We start from the raw sequence: 17554 nt of genomic DNA, 5'->3' as shown, positions 1-17554 counted from the left end.
AGGAGAGATGAACGTGGCGAATAAAAAACAAACCGCAAAACCACCGCTACTTTATATTACACAGCCCAATCTGCCTCCTGCTGAGGTCTCAATGCAAACAAGCTTCCGGGCAAATACAACAGCTGCACCTAAAACCAACACCTCTCAAGTGGAAAAAGAACTGAGACTTCGTAATCAACAGAAAATGAAAGAGCATGAACCAAAATCTGAAGAGAGGGAAGAAGTACCTGATGAAAATTATGTAGAAGAGGAAACAGAATCAGCGCGGCTCTCAAGACGGGATCGTAGACAGCGTTTCCGAGATATGAGCCTTGAAGAAAAGGTGAACTATTTTGTCCACCTGCCCAGTCAACTTCCAAAGATGAAATGCGAAGTGACAACGACAGACCATGCTTTTAAGGGATACATTCAAAAATTCGAAGAAAATATAGTTCTTATGAAAACATTTCAGAAGCCCTATGAAGAGAAGATACCTTTCGAAGATATTCAATCGATACGATTACTTGGTTTTTAAACATTGAAAAACCGCGCCAACTTCAGCGCGGTTTTTTGAACACTTAAGAAAGTGCAGTGATTGCAGGTAAACAAGTTACATGGCAGAAGCAGTCAAGGTCTACTGAGATACAGATGCCAGTAGCTTTAAGGTTCTTAGTAAATTGTTTAACCGGAGAATCTGGATCCGCATCGTTGTCATGAGGATCGCGAAGCAGTTCAATTGTTGCACAGCAATCTTTGTCTACGTCTTTGACACGGAAGTAGTAACTTCCTTTGATATCTTCAATAGAATCACGACGCGCTCCAAAGCCTTTAAATGGTTTGCAGTTGCCTTTGCAATAAAGCAATACAGGCACCGTGTCACGTCCTGAGCCTCCAGTGTCTCCAAGTAAATCTCCGATTGATTGTTCACAGCTCGTGTTGCAATCAGAAAGTACATCATTCTGCGCAGCAACAATTTCTTTTAAAATATCACAAACACAATTTCCAGAATCATGATGTTTGCCACAGCTCATTTTTCGTTTGCCCCTCTCAATACGTATTGACGTAATGTCTTTAATAGAATATGTATTCGCAGTCTTGGGGTGTGGGCATTTGTCTCGTTTTATTAAATTCACACGGATTAACGAATGGCTGGGCGTATGACTACACCGAATAGACGAAAAACCCATAAAGTAACAATGACTTATTAATAAGGAGATGAATGGAATGTCCGAGAAGAAAAAAGAGAAAAATGTAATCTATGTTAAAGACCTTATCATAAAGGCGGATAATGTCTTCATCGATTCTGATGATAAAGATCGTAAACATCATCATAGGGACGACAAAGACGACCATCGTAAAGGGCACGATCGATTCGATCCGTTTTTTGGACACAGATCTAATGATGATGAATCCAGCAATTCTCGCCATAAAAAAGATAAACATGACGATGAATCGAGCAGCTCTCGAGGTGGATTTTCCTGGATTTAATAATTAGGTCACTACAAAGTAGTGGCCTTTTTTATCGAAGAAAAAAGAGGGTGAACTTCAATGATAAGCTGGATGGAATTGTTATTGATGGCATTTGCTTGTTTCAGGCTTACTCGTCTCATAGTACAGGACGTCATATTCGAACCTTTTCGAGTGAGATTCTTTCAAGTAGTGAGTAAAGAGGGTGAGGAATGGCTTGAACCTAAAGGGGTTTTCGGAGAACTGTTGAGCTGCCAATGGTGTGTAGGAATGTGGATGAGTTTATTTATCGTCTTCCTTCATATTTATGTACCTTATAGTGGTTTTTTTATACTTGTGATGGCTTTAGCAGGTATTCAGTCACTAATATATACCTGGGCTGATCGCTTATATGGGAATAATTAATTGAGAAAGAGGGTATGCAATAACAAAAAGGAGGAGGTAGAAGATGGGCTATATTCTTCCAGTGAACCACTACCAGTACCAAGACTATCAACAGCGAGTAGTTCCTGATCCACGAAATCCTTTTGCTTTGGATCGAGTTTTTAAGGTTACCCTGGATCATAAATTGAAAGATTTTTATAAACCGAGGGAACAGGATCGACGTGATTCTCAATATCTTCGCGGCAAATTGCATGCTCCACAAACGATTCATTATAATAAAAATGAAAAAACAACGGAAATGCATCAACAAGTGTATTCAGAAGTGACTGGAAAAGGCCGCCGTTTCAGTGAAACGATTTAGAATATAATTTTAGGAGTAGTGTTTATGTCACTTATACAGATCAACTCACATTGCTATTATTATAATAGTACGGTCAACATAGGGTATGTAACGGATGGTACTACAGGTTTACTTATCGATACAGGAATAGACACTTCTTCCGTGAAAAAGGTGGAGAGGGAGCTGCATAGACAGCAGCTTCCTCTAACCCATCTTTTTATTACTCATGCACATGCAGATCATTATGGAGGGGCCGCCTATCTCCAAAAGAATTACAACATCCATACGTTTGCGCCCGAATTTGAAGCTGCCATTCTGCAGAATCCAAAACTTGAACCTCTTTATTTATTTGCGGGGAATGACCCTCTTCCAGAATTACAAAATAAATTTTTACAGGGGCCTGCCATGCAAGTAGACACTGAAGTACAACAGGGAGAATTGAAAGCAGGTACGTTACGACTCAGAGCGATTGCTGTTCCGGGCCACAGCTACCATCAGCTCTGTATACTTGCTTATAATATTTTATTCGCAGCGGATGCTTATTTCAGCTCAGAGCAACTGAACAAACATAAGATTCCATACATAACAGATGCCGAGGCTGCAATCCAAAGCCTCAAAGTGGTACAAGATATATATTGCAAAGGAGCTCTTCCTGGTCATGGAGTATACGAGGAAGATTTTCAGGCAACTGTCCAGGATAATATAGATTACCATGAAAAATTATTGGTTTGGCTGGACCGTTATATTGATCAACCGGTCACGCATGAAAATATTGTAGCTTCTATGTGTGAAGCCTATAAAGTCAATGCTCCCCATCTTTCTCAGTGGTTGTTATACCGAACGGCTGTTTCTGCTTATCTGGTCGGACTAATTAAACGTAAAAAAATCACCCATCAAGTGAGTGATTTCAAGTGGACCTTCTATCCAGCCGGCTCATAACCCATGACGAAGAGCTGCTCTCCGGGTGTATATTCTGCAATGAGAACATCCTGAACTCTTTGGTAATTTTGCGTATGAAGCTCGGCTTCAAGCCACCTTTTATCATATCCAAGCTCCTTAAGGTTGTCCCACAACACCTCTCCGTCACTTACGAGCATTCGTGGGAGGGATGCCCTTTGAGGAGGAAGGTTCATGTCTTCCCGTGTCACAGTTTCTGCTTGAGATCTTTTCATGACAGAAATAGTGCCATCCGTTTCCAGCACAGCAAACTGAACATCCTGTATAGAGAAAACATCTTTTGAACGGAGCAGGTGCTGTAGCTGATTAATGTCTAATTTGTTGTTTTTTAATTCTTCTCGCTGGATTCGTCCCTGGTCGATAATAATTGCAGGCTTACCTTCTAAGAACTTGCGGGTTCCTTTAAGCTTTTCTGTAACGATTTCCGTTATATAGATAAGAATGCCCCAGAGAAATACGGCAAAAGCAATCTGAGGGATGCCGACTTCTTTGTCATACAAAGCATTACCGACCAATTCCCCTAATACGAGCGCCGCAATAAAATCAAAGGCAGTAATTTGTGTAATCTGAGTTTTTCCTAAAACCTTTGTCAGAATGAATAAGGCCCCGAATCCGAAAAGCGACTCCACTGCAATCCGTAAGTATTCCATAAAATCCCCTTCCCCAAAAAACCATCGTCTCTCAGCATTGTAGACTTGAAAGGAGAAATTTATACAAAAAACACCTGCTTAGCCATAAGCAGGTGTTCGTAATTATAATGGTTTAATCATAGTTACATGGGGGATGCCGGCATCCATGAATTCAGAAGAGACAACTTCGTAACCTAAACTTTGATAAAAACCCACAGCATGGGTCTGCGCATTCAGTTTAGCTTTTGGAAAGCCTGCCTCTTTTGTCACTTGTTCCATATGCTGGATGATTTGTTTACCCAAAGACAGTCCTCGGTGAGATTTTGCTACGCAAATTCTCTCAAACTTACCGTAATCTTCTACAAAGCGAAGTCTTGCTGCTAACAATGGCTCATTCTCCACATAGCCAATGATGTGAGTGGCAGTCTCATCATGTTCATCGTGTTCATCTTCTATAGATACTTGCTGTTCATCAACAAAAACGATTTCCCGAACAGTAAATGCATCCTTCTTCTCTAAATCATTAGCTGCGATCCGAATATCAACATGCATTTCAGTTATTCTCCAAGCCGGAACGTCTCATACACGCTCCATGCTCCGTTTTCCAGTTGGTAAAGAAGCTGAAAGCGATCAACTTTATCTTCTAGATCGAACTTCAGCATACTGAGTGTACCGTACACATCTGAGTACTCTTCATCCGAAAGCTTCTGGGCAATCGTAATGTGCGGAACAAAAGAGTATTCCTTGTTATCAGGCAATATCCCTTCGTGCAGTTTTTCATTTAAAGTAAATATTTCTTCTGTGCGTTCAACCTTCAAGTAAATCGTATTCGTTACAGGAGTGAAAGAACTGACCTTGTGAATATTAATTTTAAATGGTGTCGTTCCACTGGAGATTTTTTTAAGCTCAGGGATGATTTCTTTCTCAATCTGATTTTCCTCAGCTTCAAACGGTTCCTTCAGAGTGATATGCGGTGGAATCAAAGCGTAATGCGGATCATAACGTTTCCGATAAGAGTTAGCCTCATCTTGTACTTTTTTTGATGGGAATACTGCAATTCCGTATCTCATTTTTCCATGACCTCCTTAATCTTCTTTACCAAATATAGTTAGCAGTGCACGTTTGAAATCCTTTTGCCAGGATCCCCACGTGTGATCGCCCTCCAGCTCATAAAAAACATAGGACAGCGACTGTTTTTCTAAGTAATCATGTAATTCCAAGTTCGGGGTCAAAAAGTCTTTACGATCCCCATCAGTAGTCTTAACATCTGTTTCTTCATTTCCTATTGTATGATAAACAGTCAGAGATGAGAAATCTTTGATCGACTGGATGTATTCCATGACGTGCGCATCCACATAAGGGCTCTGCATGATCACATTCCCAAAGATGTTCGGGAATCTTGCAGCGGTCATCAAGGCTAATGTTCCGGCAAGAGAATCACCAGCCAGCGTCCGTCCTCTTCCCATACTGAATCCCGGTAATTCTTCATCTAAGAAAGGGACCACTTCTCGAATAAGAAAATTAATGTAATCACCCTGCTTTTTACCATCCGGGTGATATTTATCCTGACGATCATACCGGTCATTATAATGAATGCCGATGAATATCGTATTTTCTATGTCGTGATCAGAGTGGAGTTGATCACTCAAAGTCGCAGCTCGCCCCATTTGATAATAATCGTTCCCATCCTGCATAATGCAAAAATGGTATTTATAAAGGGGGGAGAAATTTTCTGGTGTGTACACCTTCAACTGCATATCTTCGTCTAAGTATTTACTTGAAATAGTATAGTCTTTCATTTGACCTTTTCTACCCATCAGGCCGCCTCCTAACAACAAAACCATGCTCCTAAAATTCCCGTATGACAGGGGCTGTAAACGTGCTACCTTTATTTTATCACATAATGTTTAGAAAAGTAGAATGGAAGGTTCAATTATACTTTTTCCTTCTTTTATCGTATAGCCTTTAAGATTTAAAAAAATTCGTTGACATTATTCTCGTCACGTTGTATATTAATATTTGTTCGAAACAATTTTACGAAACTTTTACATACGTGATTCCGTAGCTCAGCTGGGAGAGCGCCACCTTGACAGGGTGGAGGTCGTTGGTTCGAGCCCAATCGGAATCATCCAAAGTCATAAAGTCGTTAGCCTTTGTATACCAAGGGTTGGCGGCTTTTTCTATTGTACTAGTACATGAGGTTTAATAATAGTGGTACAGGGTGAATGGGGACAAACTGGGGACAAATTTTAAAATACACATATAAAAGTGTAAGTTTACCTAAGCTCTTAAAATTGTGTTGGTACCATTTCGATAGAGAAGTTACCGCAAATATCGAAATATCGAAATACCGTTAAGAATCCTATTAAATTAAGCCTTAAGTCATTTCGATAAGAAATACAATCGAAATCAAGTCGAAATTAGCGAAATAAAAAAGATCCGCAATTTGATGCGAACCTTAGTTTGATTTATTTACTTGTGGCTGGAAAAGAGTGTTTAGCTTGTCAGCCGCTTCTTCATCCGCTTGTCTTACATATTGACCGTATATATTCATTGTAGTTTTAATATCAGCGTGGCCTAATCGTTCAGAGATAACTTTAGCGTGTACGCCTTGATTAATTAAAATTGTAGCGGCTGTATGTCTTAGGTCGTGGAAACGGATAAACTTAAAGCCTGTACGCTTGATAAACCTTCTCCACCATGTCCCTGGTACTGTAGGGTACAAAGGTTTCCCAAATTCGGACGAGAATACATAATCATATTGACCGCCTTCCCATAATTCAGCAGCTCTTAATTTATCCTTCTTCTTCTGATGCTTATATTTTTTTAATTCTTCAATAATAAATGTAGGCACTACCACAGATCGAATAGAGGACTTTGTTTTAGTTGTCTTAAGGTTAAAGCCTTCACCATTCAAGTATTGAAGCGAGTGCTTCACTTCTATAGTACGTGTATCTAAATCAATGTCCTCCCATTGAAGGCCAAGCAATTCTCCACGTCTTAACCCTGTAGTAATGGCAAGTTTAATAATTAACCTTTGGTGTATTGGTTGATCCTGGAGCAGATGAAATAATTCCTGCACTTCCTCTTGTGTATAAACTTCTGTCTTTTCCTTCGATACTTTAGGCCGCTTCACATTCTCCACAGGGTTATTTTTTATGATGCCCCACTCTTTAGCCCTGCTAAACACATTCCTCAATACTCTATAGTGGTACAAGATACTTGAATCAGATAGACCGCCTTCTTTATCATCCATTCTCATACCATCATTCTCTAAGCTATTCAGATAATTAATAATATGGATCGTTTTTATTTCGTCTAGTCGCATGTGGCCGAATTGTGGAATTAAGTAATTCTTAATAGGGTACATGTGGTTTTCTAATGTCTTAGGAGCAAGATGCTTCTTTGCGTACTTATCACACCATTCAGATACAAAGGCTTCAAACTTCATTTTAGATGGATCGATATAAGCGCCTGCTTCAATTTCTGTTACAAATTCAGCTAACCGTTTGCGAGCTTCTGTAATGTTCTTTGCCTTAATGGTTTTCCGCTTCCGAATATACTTATTATCCTTGTCTTTTCCTAAACGAACCGTCAACCTCCAGGAGCCATTTCCTCTATTCTCCACGCTTCCAGACATTTGTTTGCCTCCTTTAATTAAGAATAAAATCCTCAATAAACTTGAATATCTTTTCTTTGTCCTTTTCCGAGAGCTCTTTGGACATGAAATACAATGGTTCTCCATCTCTTAATGTTCTTGATAAATGCCTACCTTTAGGAATAAATTCAGGTTCCCAATTTTTAAATGCTTCGTTAAGTTTTAATATGTTTTCAACGTCTACTTTCTTTTTCTTATAACCTGCTAATTGAAAAATAACAGTTGAACTGACCTCTAAGCCTCTCGCTAATTTTAGGATAGTTTCTTTGTTAGGTGTTTTTCTTTTATTATTTTCCAGCCTTGATAAATAGCTTTTAGATAACTCGCTTTTTTCAGCTAACTTATCGAGTGTCAAGTTTTTCTCTTTCCTCAATCTTTTAATTTCTTCTCCGAAATTCATGTTTTCACCGCCTATTAATTGTTGATGATGTTTTTATTATATACTTTAATGTTGCCATTGTAAACATGATGTTAAACCTTTATTGGCAATGTTTTTTTGTTATTGTTTCATTTAAGTTGACAGTGGCAACAACATCATATATACTTTCTATAGATACTAAAAAGGGAGGGTGTATTAGTGAAGAACAGGGAAATTCGTGAAGCGATTAAAGATGCAGAATTGAAACAATGGCAAGTAGCAGAAGCTTATGGATTGCATGAGGGAAACTTTAGTCGGTTGTTGAGAAATGAGCTTCCCAAAGATAAGAAGGAAGAAGTATTGCAGGCAATTCGAGAAGCTAAAGAATCTAATGAAAAAGTTAGTTAAATAACTAAATATAATCGAGAGAGGGCGTTTTAAGTGGAAGATACAATAAAAGAATTGGAAGCACGTAAGGAACTATTCATTAAAGAGAATGAGCAAGAATGGAAGGAGAAAGGCTTTTTGTTCAAACATAGCAGGGAGACTTTTGGTTATACGAAGGCTTATGTATCGAATCAAATAGGCATATCTCCTGGAAGGCTTACAAAGTTTGAAAATGGTTCACCTGTCAGCGATAGCAAATTAATCGAAAGGTGTTACTTCTTCTTTTTAAAGCAACAAGGGATGCAGGACTCAATGCAAAATGTACTAAAAACCTATAAACAGTATGAGCTTTATAAATAGGAGGGGATTAAGTGGAGAGGACAACCTTAACCGTGAAGGAATTAGCTAGCTATTTAGGGTTATCAGTTGATCTTGTATATAGATTAGTCAGAGAAAATGAGATCAGTTATGTAAGAATTGGGCGAAGAATCCTTTTTAAGAAGGATAGCGTGGAAAAATGGTTGAATGCACAAGAAATGAACAAAGAAAAAATGCACTCCGGGCAAGAGTGCATCTGAAAGGGCGCTTGTATAAATGTCTAACTACAGTATAACACAGACCAAATCGACAAACACAATATTTTATAAAAGTGCTGTAGCCTATGCGGAAAAATTAGAGTGGCCTGTATTCCCATTAAAGCCAAAGGATAAAAAGCCTATTTATAAAGGTGGTTTCCATAAGGCCACAAGGGACATAAACCAAATTAAGAAATGGTGGTCAGATCATCCAGAGGCGAATATTGGTATTCCAACAGCAGTAAGCGACTTTATAGCCTTAGATATTGACATTAGGCATGGTGGGGATGAATCACTACAAGAATTAAAAAATCATTATGGAGAGCTTCCAGAAACAGTAGAATCCATTACTGGAAGTGGTGGAAGTCATTTACTCTTTAAAGATCCTGGTGGAATAAGTAACAGGGCGAATATTAGACCAGGGATAGACGTTAGGGGCGAAGGTGGTTATATCGTAGTAGCTCCTAGCCTTCATCCAAGCGGTGGGGCTTATGAGTGGGAGTTATCGAGCAGGCCATTAGAAATAGAGATAGCAGAAGCTCCTAAGTGGCTCTTACATCTTATTAAAGAAGAAAGACAGCCAGAAGGGAAACCTTCTACTCATTGGACAAGCCTTTTACAAGGGATCAAAGAAGGGTCGAGGAACGAAGCAGCCGCTTCATTAACAGGGATGCTATTAAGAAAAAATATCCATCCTGCTATAGCTTATGAGCTTGTAAGGTGTTGGAATGAGCGGAATGATCCATCTTTACCTGTAGAGGAATTAGATAAAACTTATAATTCGATTTTAAATAAAGAGATACGAAGATTGAAGCAAAGGGGGCGCTAAAGTCTATGGGGTATGACGAAAGTAAAGCAAACGAATTACAACAGCTTAAGGATGATGATGAAAGTAAGAAAACACAAAGTCAAATCCTTGTAGAAATGGCTTCTGATATAGAATTATTCCACACTCCAGATGAAACCGCCTATGCTGTCTTAACAATAAATGAGCATGAGGAAGTAATGCCACTCCGTAAGAAGAAGTTTAAACGGTGGTTACGGATGCAGTATTACGACACCTTTGGAAAGGTTGCAGGAAGTCAGGCTGTAGAAGATGCACTATCTACTTTAGAAGGTGGGGCATTGTTTAAAGGGGAAATGCACCAGGTTCATACACGAATTGCCGAGTACAAAGGACGCTTCTATATTGATCTTGCTAATGAACGTTATGAAGCTATTGAAGTATCAGAGCAAGGTTGGAAAGTAGTTAGTCAAACGCCTGTATATTTCAAGCGTACAAACTCATTAGGAGAGTTACCTGCTCCAGAGCCTGGAGGGAGCATAGAACAGCTAAAGCCATTCTTGAATTGTAGGAATGAGGATGATTTTAAAATGGCTGTAGCCTGGTTACTTGCAACCATGCGCCCAGGTTCTCCTTATCCTGTTCTGTTGGTACAAGGGGAGCAGGGAAGCTCTAAGAGTACGACTACTAAAGTTTTAAGAAGTCTGATTGATCCATCTGAAACACTTCCTTTAAGGAATTTACCTAAGAGTGAGGAAGAATTGGCTATTGCTGCAAGTAAAGCACATATAGGGGCTTATGATAACATTTCATCATTATCAAATGCGCTATCAGATACCTTTTGTAAGATTGCCTTAGGGGGATCAGTCGCAAAACGTGAGCTATATAGTGATGATGAAGAAGCGGTTATTACTTTAATGAAGCCAAGTATATTAAATGGTATTTCAGACGTAGGGAAGCGCCCGGACTTATTAGACCGCTCCATTATGCTAAACCTTCCATCTATTCCAAAGGACAAAAGAACAGATGAAGGCACGTTCTGGAGAGAGTTTGAAGCTGTCAGGCCTAAGATTATAGGAGCTTTTCTTGACGTAGTGAGCGCAGCTATTAAGGAATTGCCCTATACAATAGTAACGAATAAACCACGAATGGCAGACTTTGCCCTTTGGATAACAGCAGCAGAGAAAGCTCTAAACTGGAAACCAGGCGAGTTTATAGAACTTTATTCACGTAACCAACAAGAGGGAATCAATCAGTCATTAGAAACAGATCCGCTTGCTGTAGCTGTAATAGATTTTATGAAGAATCGTAAGCAGTACAAAGGCACTCCTACAGAAGCCCATGAGCTTATAACCGAGTATGTGAGGGATCAGCGTACTATATATTCCAAAGCATGGCCTACACCACGCAGTATAAAAGGTAGATTAACCAGGATTGCTCCAGGTTTAAGATCAGAGGGGATATATTTTACCGACTTAGGACAAACGAGCGAGGGGCGCTTAATTAAGTTGGAACGTATGGAGGAAGAAGCTCCTATATCCGAGGATGGGGAGGACATAACTATATGACTGTATCTGAAATTATCCAAACGGTAGAAAGCTCAGGCTGTATGCTCCAGGTGTCTAATGGACGTTTAAACATTAAGCAGGGAAAGCGGTTAGAACCTTCCCTTGTACAATGGTTCAAAGATAACAAAACGACTGTATTAGAAGTCTTAGAGCGTGATAAGAGCATGAAGGAAATAGGATTCATGGTAGGAGTAGCTGGAGAGATTTACATGCAGTCAATGAGCCATAGATCCATAATTTATGTGGAGTGTAGGCAGGGTAAATGGGTGTTGTGGCGTGAGAATTACGAGCAGGGGCGCACAGTGGCCAAAAGGCACAAGATATTAGCGCAGGGATCTTTTTATGAAGTACAAGCCCGGGCGAGTAGTTATTTCAACTACTTAAAGGGGGTGAGTGCATGACTATTTATACAAGTGAACTTCCTAAAGATTTAGTGATTAAGGTGGGAGATACCTACTATATAGGGCAGTAAGAATAGACGATTTGAAAGGATGTGAAATTATGAATACAGAACAACTTGAACAGCTCATTCAGTTAGCAAACGTAATGGGGAATAGTGGTCATCACGATGTAGATCAAGTAGTGGAGGACATTGTGAATGGAAAATTTAATAGAGGTTAAGCTGCCAGGGCATACGGTGTTCTTGACTCAAGATGAAATGAAATTGCTTCTTAGGTCAAACCCGGATGTATGGCAAGAATCCATCAAGCGAGGGAAATATATTTTACGCAGTCGGAAGCAGAAAGAACGAGAAAAAACCAAATTTAAAGGGGACAGATAACATGGATCTAAATCAAATGAGAAGCCAAGTAGCTAAAGCAGAAAAGGAATTAATGCCGGAAGCCCGGTTGAAACAGTTTCAACGAATGCAGGGAGAGGTAAAACAGGCTTTTCAATCCATTGAGGACGAGAAGCAAGCAAAGGTTAAAGAATTAGATAGCAAAGCCGAATTTTTCAAGCCGGATAATAAAATGACTATCACAGAGAAAGAAAAAGAATTGTCTCCAGAAATGGTATTAGTGAATCAACGCAAGTTTGATAGTAAGAATGTGGCTGTCATGGACTATCTAACTAAGACGGTACTGTCACGCTTAGCGAGTGAAGTTGAGACAGCTGAGGACTTCTTAGGAATTGTGAGTGAATTAGCCAACCATGAAAACGAGAATATGAGATATGTACTGATTGACAGTTTCCACGAGATTACCAAAGTAGGGCAAGATTTAGATAGGTATAACGTGATTAAAAGTGAAGTGAAGGAAGCCTTGAAGCAAGCGAAACAGAATGTTAAGACAAAAGAGCAAAAAAGATACGAGCAGGCATTAGACGAAGCGGAACAAGAAAAAAGCAGATTGTCTATGAAATACCTGCCCATCGAGAAGAATATCCAAGAATTTTCAAACGTGTTAAATAGTAAGGCTTTGTGGTTACAGAATGAAATACAAGGAGATCAAAAACAGACCATCTAAAGAACATAGAGCCCTTGCTTCTTTCCAATGGGGGCAGGGGCTCATATTTATAGGAGGCGATAAGGTGAGAAAGTATGATCGAAATAAAACCCGGGATAAAGTGACGGAAAAAGCTCATTACTCTCAATCGAAGAAGTTGAAACGGTTAGCTAAAGAAATGAAAGTACCCTTTAAAATCACAGGATAAGGAAAGGAATGGTATAGCATGGGTCAATGTGGCGAGAAATTAAACAAGAAACAAGAGCTTGCAGTTATGGCCATTATTACGGAATCCACCATGCAAAAGGCAGCAGACAAGGCAGGCATAACCACTAGTACCCTGTATAGATGGCAGCAGTTAGACAGCTTCCAGGAGCGGCTGCACCGAATGAAACAGGAAACCGTATCACAGGCTACCGCACGATTAAGGCAGGGGATGACCATAGCTGTAGATACTTTAATGGAAATGGCACAGAATCCTAAGACTCCTGCTGTGGCCAGAGCCAGCGCATGTAGGTCATTATTAGAGTTTGGATTTAAAGCACATGAAATGGAACACTTACAGGATCGTATTGAACGCCTGGAGGAATCACTGGAGAGTGAGAGCGCATGAACTTAGAAAAGCGGTTGATGAAGCTGGAAAAGCAATTGGAAGAAGCAAACAAGGAAACACAAGAGCAAATGGTATGCGCTTATCTAAAGTCTTTATCCGCTCCAGATGCTTCAATGAAGGACAGGGAGCAGATATATCAGAAGGTTAAGGAATACGTGCCACACGTTCACCATGTAGCCGTATAAGGGGGAATGAGAGGGTGAATATGATTAACAGAGTCAAACGTATAGAGAAGCGAGTAACAACCTTTAACGCTTTGCCTGTACTCCTGGTTGATAGCGAGAAAGACATAGAGAAGTACCGCAGCCAAATTAATGATAAAACAGTGATTATTATTGATGACATTAGGGAGTGTGAAGGGTGAAGAATTTAACTACCAGAGTGAAAAGTTTAGAAACAAGATCAAAGCAAAGTGAAAACCTTCTTATCTTGATTACTGTACCAGGCAGGGAAAAGCCCCGGGAGCAGATGGAAAGCGAACCAGACAGCGCATATAAGAGATATTTAGATGATGCAGGGTTTAGGTATATATACGTGAACATTTAGGGAGTGACAAAAGTCATTCTCTTTTTTTGTTTTATCTAAATATATACCAAATAAAGGATTTTATGTAGATCTTATAGAATAATTATTTTAAAGGAGTAAGGGTGTGGGCGTTTTGTTTAAAAAATGGAGGGAGTGGTGACATGGGGAAGTTGAAAGAACTAGAAAAGAAGCTGGAAGAAAGATCAAGGCGCAATCAAGAAAGCATTGAGAAGTCGAAAGCGGAAATCAAGGAAGGCAAGCAAGGATTAAAGAATGAGTGGCGCAACCGGGAGAAACCCACAGACCAGGAGAAGTTCTACAAGAATGCTAACACTACGTTGAAGATGGGTGTCCTCTTATGGGCGCTGCCTGGGTTGTTTGTCATATGCACCATACTACTATTCGTAGGCTTCGGCATATGGGAATGGTTATTCTAAATTCAAAATGAGGAGCTAGATGCTTAGGGCAGATCTTGAGCAGGGGCTTCTTTTTTTTGTGTTTACGAGGGCTTGTATATTGAAGTGAAATTATAGCAAGTGGGTAGTTGTCCGTTTCGATGCAACTGTGTGGCTTTGTACAAGTTGATCCGCTTCAAATAATCGGCTAAATACATTTATCACTATTTACGCTCTTTTAACGTACTGGAAATATTGGCGTAGTGTCCAAGCTTAAAACCTTGCTATGTCTGAAATGGAATATACTCAAGAACGTTCTTTGACTGAATAGGCAAGGGTACATTCTGTAGAACAGCCACAAGACAGACCACCAGACCATAGAAGCGTAAATATGAAGTGCTATGCTGAATACCATGCACCCACTACAGCACACTGCATAGATATTTCGCTATTCTATAACGATATATATTTATCGAAATGCTTTGAACGTTGATATGACAGGCTTTATTTCGATATTTCGCTATTTCGATAATTCTACTCCTTTAGTCTAAAAAGCTAAAGAGTAAGGATAAGAGGGCATTGTTATAATGTAGTGGCTCTATAACCTGGTGGGGACAAAGTGGGGACAAACTTTAACATCCTGTCCCCAAATCCAACGAGTGGAACATAAAAGAACATACTCAATGTACCGATATAACAGCAGTCAGCATATTCAAACTGTACCATACTTTCTAAATATACCACTTTGACAGGGTGGAGGTCGTTGGTTCGAGCCCAATCGGAATCATCCACACAAAGTGCCGAAATGGCGCGGTTTTCCATCCATGGGGAGGCCGCGTCATTTCTTTTATTTTTGACACATGTTGCTGAAGTTTTTATCGGCTTTTTTTGTTCTATAAAATATTGAATGGATTATACCTGAGGTTCTAGTACATGATCTAATTGCATGGTGTGGATGGGTTAGAGCCTCACACCGGAAACTTCATCTATTCGAGATATAACTTCCATTTAAAGTATTACGAAATGAATAATAAATAAAGGTGAAATATAAAGAAGCAGGTATTCAATTAGAATACCTGCTTCTTTATATTTCAATTGTCATTATCAAACCCATTCCTCATGTAAATGAATCGACTCATATTTGAGGGCAGATAGTTTGTTATGAAGTAGATTAAGTCCGGGGGATGCATTCTTCTTGGGGGCCAGTCTCTCAGAAATCAAACGTAGAATTCTTTGCATTCTCGTTTTTCTCGTAACTTGTATAACCCTGAAATCATACAATACTATAATCTTTGCGTCATAAAGACTTTGGTGGGGCGAGTCCTGCTTTTCTTATATTACTGGAGTAGGCTCGTCAAGCGGAGAACTGGTGTATTTTTTCTTGGAAAGGAGCAAGGGAAGTTGTGAATCCAGATTTATGTGAATTATTAGCGAATGCTGGGTTTGTACGTTGTTATTTAACCAATGCAGCAGGCAGCCCTGTTGACGAGATTACCTGTGAAGAGCAAGGGAATCGAGAAGATGTTTCCCTTCAATTGCCTGATGGGGAACCAGTAACTCTTCAAAAGATAACGATTGGTAAGCAAGGGTATGTTGTAGTCGAAGTGGGGGATGAAGATACCTTATGTGTGTCTGATCCAATTCCCTTTTGCTTTAATGAACATGTGATTTTGTGCGCACCTGCAGGTACAGACGTGGTCTGCAGTGTGACGGATTTTGATTGTCAAGCCAGTGTGAATTGTCTGGACGAAACTTTTGAATCTTTGGATATTCATTTCACCGTTTGCCAAAGCATTCAAACAGTCGCGGAGGCAGTGATTGAACAGGAGGTTGCTTTTTGTGTGGAAAGGGACGTCATCATTCCTGATCGTTGTTCTTTTACTATGCCAGCCCAGTGTCCAGTTATTTTCCCCAGCGAAATGACAGACTTAGAGGTTACATCTAAAAGGACGTCGGAAAAGGAATATGTCACATCACCAACTTCAACGCAGCTTCAAGAGGTGGCTTGTCTATCGGTTACGAGAGTATATGACTGGATCGTCCAGCAAAGTGATTTTCAAAGGACCATCCCTGCTGGGAACGTAGAATTTTCCTGTTCTCCGTGTGACATCCATGTGTTTGTTCCGGCCGTCATTATTTGTGATCGGTTCCTTTCAGGTAAAGTGATTTGTGGCGATATCGATCCTATTGAAGGCGCAGAGGTAACTTTCCGTGCCGAACCGGCGATTGTAGATTTCACGCCGGATTCTGTTATCACAGATGAGTTCGGCAATTTTGAAGTGGAAACTAGTCTCCCTGCCGTCACAGAGCCTACAGATGTGGTGATTACAGCTGAAACTACGGTGAATGGGCAAGAAGTTTCCACCTCTCTGCCGACGATCATCCAATGCCTGGCTGATCCATGTATCATCGAGCTGTTCGCGGAAGAAGAAATTGTTTGTGATGGTTTCGTGGACGGAAGGGTGCGCTGTGATGGAAGAGTTATTGAAGGAGCTGTAGTGACATTAGAAAGCGATGACCCTGCGGTCACCTTTAATCCGAATCCTGTTATAACCGGGAGTCATGGCAACTATTTCTCGGGTGTAACTGTGGCTGATGGAACACCTTCTAGTACTGTAATTATTACAGCCTCTACTACAGTAGAAGGTCAAATGATTTCGGATTCAGTAGAAGTCCAAGTGGAGTGTGATAGCCCATGTCCTTAATTATTAACGTACCTCAACTGATCACTTGTAACGCAATCATTACCGGAAATCTAACTTGTGGGGGAAACCCTGTAGTGGGAGCGGAAATCTTCTTTAGTGACTTCCCCGAGGAAGTCGTGTCTTATGATCCTAATCCAGCAACAACAGACGTGAACGGAGATTTTTCCACCACTGTTACAGTTCTTCCCGGAACTCCACTTGTATCTATTGATGTAAGTGCTACCGCAGAGGTAGGAGGGGATATTCTTGTAACTAACGTAGGTACACAAGCGGAGTGCCCAACTGTTGAATGTCCTTGTAAATTCAGGATCGGGGTTCAAGGTAACCGAGCATCGGCTACAGTTGATATTATTAATCAAGGAGTGGCATCGACCTTGAGCGGTACGATTAATGTGACGGCTGTTCAATGCTTCACTGCCAGTCCTAACTGTAATCCCGCTGTTGATAACTTTAATGTGACGTTTGGATCCGGAGGAACGACCATTAATTTTATTCAAGGGAGAAGAATTGAAATTGACTGTATTGGCGATACTTTTGCCAGAGTACGAGGAACGGCTTTAGGAAGAGGTAATGTATTCACAGGTTTGTTTGAAGTTTTGATTGAGGTGTCCATTGGCCCAGGTAATATAGGAACGTGGACGGTCTTGGCAAATGACAACATGGGTCACACGTTCTCTACAACATTCACCGCTCGGATGAGTCCGATTACTTCTATTGGAGAATGCGGCGTCCAGTTTTAAAAATTGAAATTTGTTTTCTCAATGAACACGGATATACCGTCACTT

Annotated in this window: 28 protein-coding genes and 1 tRNA gene; 22 read left to right on the top strand and 7 right to left on the bottom strand. The window is 40.2% G+C overall.

Translation table 11 applies throughout. The features are described 5' to 3' along the window. The first annotated feature begins 7 nt into the window (after positions 1 to 7). Positions 8 to 514 carry a CotO family spore coat protein gene (locus LF817_RS11440; protein ID WP_256558286.1) on the top strand — a complete coding sequence of 169 codons (507 nt, stop codon included), beginning with the start codon at positions 8 to 10 and terminating at the stop codon, positions 512 to 514. 43 nt (positions 515 to 557) lie between these two features. Here LF817_RS11440 and LF817_RS11435 read toward each other — a convergent pair whose 3' ends face one another. After that, positions 558 to 1010: a CotY/CotZ family spore coat protein gene (locus tag LF817_RS11435; protein ID WP_253935949.1), complete on the bottom strand. Its 453-nt coding sequence runs from the start codon at positions 1008 to 1010 to the stop codon at positions 558 to 560. A gap of 193 nt (positions 1011 to 1203) precedes the next feature. On the opposite strand from LF817_RS11435, the gene LF817_RS11430 reads away from it, so the two are divergent. Genes LF817_RS11430 through LF817_RS11415 form a run of 4 tightly spaced genes read left to right on the top strand, consistent with a single transcriptional unit; the run spans position 1204 to position 3109 of the window. Continuing rightward, complete coding sequence (locus LF817_RS11430) at positions 1204 to 1467, top strand: hypothetical protein (protein WP_253935948.1); 264 nt, start codon at positions 1204 to 1206, stop codon at positions 1465 to 1467. A gap of 60 nt (positions 1468 to 1527) precedes the next feature. Next, on the top strand, positions 1528 to 1851 hold the full coding sequence (locus LF817_RS11425) for a DUF1360 domain-containing protein (RefSeq protein WP_253935947.1): 324 nt from the start codon (positions 1528 to 1530) through the stop codon (positions 1849 to 1851). A gap of 43 nt (positions 1852 to 1894) precedes the next feature. After that, on the top strand, positions 1895 to 2191 hold the full coding sequence (locus LF817_RS11420; protein ID WP_253935946.1) for a hypothetical protein: 297 nt from the start codon (positions 1895 to 1897) through the stop codon (positions 2189 to 2191). Between the two features lie 24 nt (positions 2192 to 2215). Next, positions 2216 to 3109, top strand: coding sequence for an MBL fold metallo-hydrolase (locus tag LF817_RS11415; protein ID WP_253935945.1), 894 nt, complete (start codon positions 2216 to 2218; stop codon positions 3107 to 3109). Here LF817_RS11415 and LF817_RS11410 read toward each other — a convergent pair. The 4 genes from LF817_RS11410 to LF817_RS11395 all read right to left on the bottom strand — a co-directional run bounded on the left by LF817_RS11410 (position 3091) and on the right by LF817_RS11395 (position 5573). Then, positions 3091 to 3777, bottom strand: coding sequence for a YetF domain-containing protein (locus tag LF817_RS11410; protein WP_253935944.1), 687 nt, complete (start codon positions 3775 to 3777; stop codon positions 3091 to 3093). The two genes, LF817_RS11415 and LF817_RS11410, sit on opposite strands and share 19 nt — an antisense overlap. Positions 3778 to 3879: 102 nt before the next feature. Further along, on the bottom strand, positions 3880 to 4308 hold the full coding sequence (locus tag LF817_RS11405) for a GNAT family N-acetyltransferase (protein WP_253935943.1): 429 nt from the start codon (positions 4306 to 4308) through the stop codon (positions 3880 to 3882). A gap of 5 nt (positions 4309 to 4313) precedes the next feature. Then, positions 4314 to 4826, bottom strand: a complete 513-nt coding sequence (locus LF817_RS11400) for a YjcG family protein (protein WP_253935942.1) — start codon at positions 4824 to 4826, stop codon at positions 4314 to 4316. A 15-nt stretch (positions 4827 to 4841) separates the two neighbouring features. Next, positions 4842 to 5573 carry an alpha/beta hydrolase gene (locus LF817_RS11395; RefSeq protein ID WP_253935941.1) on the bottom strand — a complete coding sequence of 244 codons (732 nt, stop codon included), beginning with the start codon at positions 5571 to 5573 and terminating at the stop codon, positions 4842 to 4844. Between the two features lie 238 nt (positions 5574 to 5811). Here LF817_RS11395 and LF817_RS11390 point away from each other — a divergent pair. Next, positions 5812 to 5884: transfer RNA gene (locus LF817_RS11390), tRNA-Val, on the top strand. Between the two features lie 330 nt (positions 5885 to 6214). Here LF817_RS11390 and LF817_RS11385 read toward each other — a convergent pair. Further along, a complete protein-coding gene (locus LF817_RS11385) occupies positions 6215 to 7396 on the bottom strand; it encodes a tyrosine-type recombinase/integrase (protein WP_253935940.1) in 1182 nt (393 codons plus the stop codon). A gap of 13 nt (positions 7397 to 7409) precedes the next feature. Continuing rightward, complete coding sequence (locus LF817_RS11380; protein ID WP_253935939.1) at positions 7410 to 7814, bottom strand: helix-turn-helix domain-containing protein; 405 nt, start codon at positions 7812 to 7814, stop codon at positions 7410 to 7412. Between the two features lie 177 nt (positions 7815 to 7991). On the opposite strand from LF817_RS11380, the gene LF817_RS11375 reads away from it, so the two are divergent. The 16 genes from LF817_RS11375 (at position 7992) to LF817_RS11305 (ending at position 17509) form a co-directional block, all read left to right on the top strand. Further along, the gene (locus LF817_RS11375; RefSeq protein ID WP_253935938.1) at positions 7992 to 8180 is read left to right on the top strand and encodes a hypothetical protein; all 189 of its coding nucleotides are present in this window, start codon (positions 7992 to 7994) and stop codon (positions 8178 to 8180) included. Between the two features lie 33 nt (positions 8181 to 8213). Next, positions 8214 to 8519 (top strand): hypothetical protein, encoded by a 306-nt coding sequence (locus tag LF817_RS11370; protein WP_253935937.1) that lies wholly within the window; start codon positions 8214 to 8216, stop codon positions 8517 to 8519. 11 nt (positions 8520 to 8530) lie between these two features. After that, complete coding sequence (locus LF817_RS11365) at positions 8531 to 8737, top strand: helix-turn-helix domain-containing protein (protein ID WP_253935936.1); 207 nt, start codon at positions 8531 to 8533, stop codon at positions 8735 to 8737. Between the two features lie 16 nt (positions 8738 to 8753). Then, positions 8754 to 9563, top strand: a complete 810-nt coding sequence (locus LF817_RS11360; RefSeq protein ID WP_253935935.1) for a bifunctional DNA primase/polymerase — start codon at positions 8754 to 8756, stop codon at positions 9561 to 9563. A gap of 5 nt (positions 9564 to 9568) precedes the next feature. Further along, the gene (locus LF817_RS11355; RefSeq protein ID WP_253935934.1) at positions 9569 to 11086 is read left to right on the top strand and encodes a hypothetical protein; all 1518 of its coding nucleotides are present in this window, start codon (positions 9569 to 9571) and stop codon (positions 11084 to 11086) included. After that, positions 11083 to 11487, top strand: coding sequence for a hypothetical protein (locus LF817_RS11350; protein WP_253935933.1), 405 nt, complete (start codon positions 11083 to 11085; stop codon positions 11485 to 11487). Before LF817_RS11355 ends, LF817_RS11350 begins: the two co-directional genes overlap by 4 nt. 197 nt (positions 11488 to 11684) lie before the next feature. Beyond that, positions 11685 to 11867: a hypothetical protein gene (locus LF817_RS11345; protein WP_253935932.1), complete on the top strand. Its 183-nt coding sequence runs from the start codon at positions 11685 to 11687 to the stop codon at positions 11865 to 11867. A 1-nt stretch (position 11868) separates the two neighbouring features. Further along, the gene (locus LF817_RS11340; RefSeq protein ID WP_253935931.1) at positions 11869 to 12552 is read left to right on the top strand and encodes a hypothetical protein; all 684 of its coding nucleotides are present in this window, start codon (positions 11869 to 11871) and stop codon (positions 12550 to 12552) included. Between the two features lie 64 nt (positions 12553 to 12616). After that, entirely contained in the window at positions 12617 to 12739 is a 123-nt protein-coding gene (locus LF817_RS20250; protein ID WP_256558285.1) for a hypothetical protein, read from the top strand. A gap of 18 nt (positions 12740 to 12757) precedes the next feature. Next, a complete protein-coding gene (locus LF817_RS11335) occupies positions 12758 to 13144 on the top strand; it encodes a hypothetical protein (RefSeq protein ID WP_253935930.1) in 387 nt (128 codons plus the stop codon). Further along, on the top strand, positions 13141 to 13329 hold the full coding sequence (locus LF817_RS11330; protein WP_253935929.1) for a hypothetical protein: 189 nt from the start codon (positions 13141 to 13143) through the stop codon (positions 13327 to 13329). The genes LF817_RS11335 and LF817_RS11330 overlap by 4 nt, the downstream gene beginning before the upstream one ends. 20 nt (positions 13330 to 13349) lie before the next feature. Beyond that, a complete protein-coding gene (locus tag LF817_RS11325; RefSeq protein WP_253935928.1) occupies positions 13350 to 13508 on the top strand; it encodes a hypothetical protein in 159 nt (52 codons plus the stop codon). Continuing rightward, positions 13505 to 13690, top strand: coding sequence for a hypothetical protein (locus LF817_RS11320; protein ID WP_253935927.1), 186 nt, complete (start codon positions 13505 to 13507; stop codon positions 13688 to 13690). Before LF817_RS11325 ends, LF817_RS11320 begins: the two co-directional genes overlap by 4 nt. Positions 13691 to 13830: 140 nt before the next feature. Continuing rightward, entirely contained in the window at positions 13831 to 14106 is a 276-nt protein-coding gene (locus tag LF817_RS11315) for a hypothetical protein (protein ID WP_253935926.1), read from the top strand. A gap of 1361 nt (positions 14107 to 15467) precedes the next feature. Further along, a complete protein-coding gene (locus LF817_RS11310; protein ID WP_253935925.1) occupies positions 15468 to 16769 on the top strand; it encodes a BMQ_0737 family morphogenetic spore coat protein in 1302 nt (433 codons plus the stop codon). Beyond that, the gene (locus LF817_RS11305) at positions 16760 to 17509 is read left to right on the top strand and encodes a hypothetical protein (protein WP_253935924.1); all 750 of its coding nucleotides are present in this window, start codon (positions 16760 to 16762) and stop codon (positions 17507 to 17509) included. Before LF817_RS11310 ends, LF817_RS11305 begins: the two co-directional genes overlap by 10 nt. Positions 17510 to 17554 lie beyond the last annotated feature (45 nt).

The sequence above is a fragment of the Halobacillus sp. A1 genome (assembly GCF_024189295.1).
Lineage (GTDB): Bacteria > Bacillota > Bacilli > Bacillales > Halobacillaceae > Halobacillus_A.
The sequence above is the reverse complement of the archived record's forward strand: the minus strand, read 5'-3'. Positions and strand labels throughout refer to the sequence as shown.

Bases quoted from the DNA above. Each gene is read 5' to 3' on its own strand.
- LF817_RS11440 (WP_256558286.1), top strand. From the start codon at position 8: ATGAACGTGGCGAATAAAAAACAAACCGCAAAACCACCGCTACTTTAT.
- LF817_RS11435 (WP_253935949.1), bottom strand. From the start codon at position 1,010: ATGAGCTGTGGCAAACATCATGATTCTGGAAATTGTGTTTGTGATATT.
- LF817_RS11430 (WP_253935948.1), top strand. From the start codon at position 1,204: ATGTCCGAGAAGAAAAAAGAGAAAAATGTAATCTATGTTAAAGACCTT.
- LF817_RS11425 (WP_253935947.1), top strand. From the start codon at position 1,528: ATGATAAGCTGGATGGAATTGTTATTGATGGCATTTGCTTGTTTCAGG.
- LF817_RS11420 (WP_253935946.1), top strand. From the start codon at position 1,895: ATGGGCTATATTCTTCCAGTGAACCACTACCAGTACCAAGACTATCAA.
- LF817_RS11415 (WP_253935945.1), top strand. From the start codon at position 2,216: ATGTCACTTATACAGATCAACTCACATTGCTATTATTATAATAGTACG.
- LF817_RS11410 (WP_253935944.1), bottom strand. From the start codon at position 3,777: ATGGAATACTTACGGATTGCAGTGGAGTCGCTTTTCGGATTCGGGGCC.
- LF817_RS11405 (WP_253935943.1), bottom strand. From the start codon at position 4,308: ATGCATGTTGATATTCGGATCGCAGCTAATGATTTAGAGAAGAAGGAT.
- LF817_RS11400 (WP_253935942.1), bottom strand. From the start codon at position 4,826: ATGAGATACGGAATTGCAGTATTCCCATCAAAAAAAGTACAAGATGAG.
- LF817_RS11395 (WP_253935941.1), bottom strand. From the start codon at position 5,573: ATGGGTAGAAAAGGTCAAATGAAAGACTATACTATTTCAAGTAAATAC.
- LF817_RS11385 (WP_253935940.1), bottom strand. From the start codon at position 7,396: ATGTCTGGAAGCGTGGAGAATAGAGGAAATGGCTCCTGGAGGTTGACG.
- LF817_RS11380 (WP_253935939.1), bottom strand. From the start codon at position 7,814: ATGAATTTCGGAGAAGAAATTAAAAGATTGAGGAAAGAGAAAAACTTG.
- LF817_RS11360 (WP_253935935.1), top strand. From the start codon at position 8,754: ATGTCTAACTACAGTATAACACAGACCAAATCGACAAACACAATATTT.
- LF817_RS11355 (WP_253935934.1), top strand. From the start codon at position 9,569: ATGGGGTATGACGAAAGTAAAGCAAACGAATTACAACAGCTTAAGGAT.
- LF817_RS11350 (WP_253935933.1), top strand. From the start codon at position 11,083: ATGACTGTATCTGAAATTATCCAAACGGTAGAAAGCTCAGGCTGTATG.
- LF817_RS11345 (WP_253935932.1), top strand. From the start codon at position 11,685: ATGGAAAATTTAATAGAGGTTAAGCTGCCAGGGCATACGGTGTTCTTG.
- LF817_RS11340 (WP_253935931.1), top strand. From the start codon at position 11,869: ATGGATCTAAATCAAATGAGAAGCCAAGTAGCTAAAGCAGAAAAGGAA.
- LF817_RS11335 (WP_253935930.1), top strand. From the start codon at position 12,758: ATGGGTCAATGTGGCGAGAAATTAAACAAGAAACAAGAGCTTGCAGTT.
- LF817_RS11330 (WP_253935929.1), top strand. From the start codon at position 13,141: ATGAACTTAGAAAAGCGGTTGATGAAGCTGGAAAAGCAATTGGAAGAA.
- LF817_RS11325 (WP_253935928.1), top strand. From the start codon at position 13,350: ATGATTAACAGAGTCAAACGTATAGAGAAGCGAGTAACAACCTTTAAC.
- LF817_RS11315 (WP_253935926.1), top strand. From the start codon at position 13,831: ATGGGGAAGTTGAAAGAACTAGAAAAGAAGCTGGAAGAAAGATCAAGG.
- LF817_RS11305 (WP_253935924.1), top strand. From the start codon at position 16,760: ATGTCCTTAATTATTAACGTACCTCAACTGATCACTTGTAACGCAATC.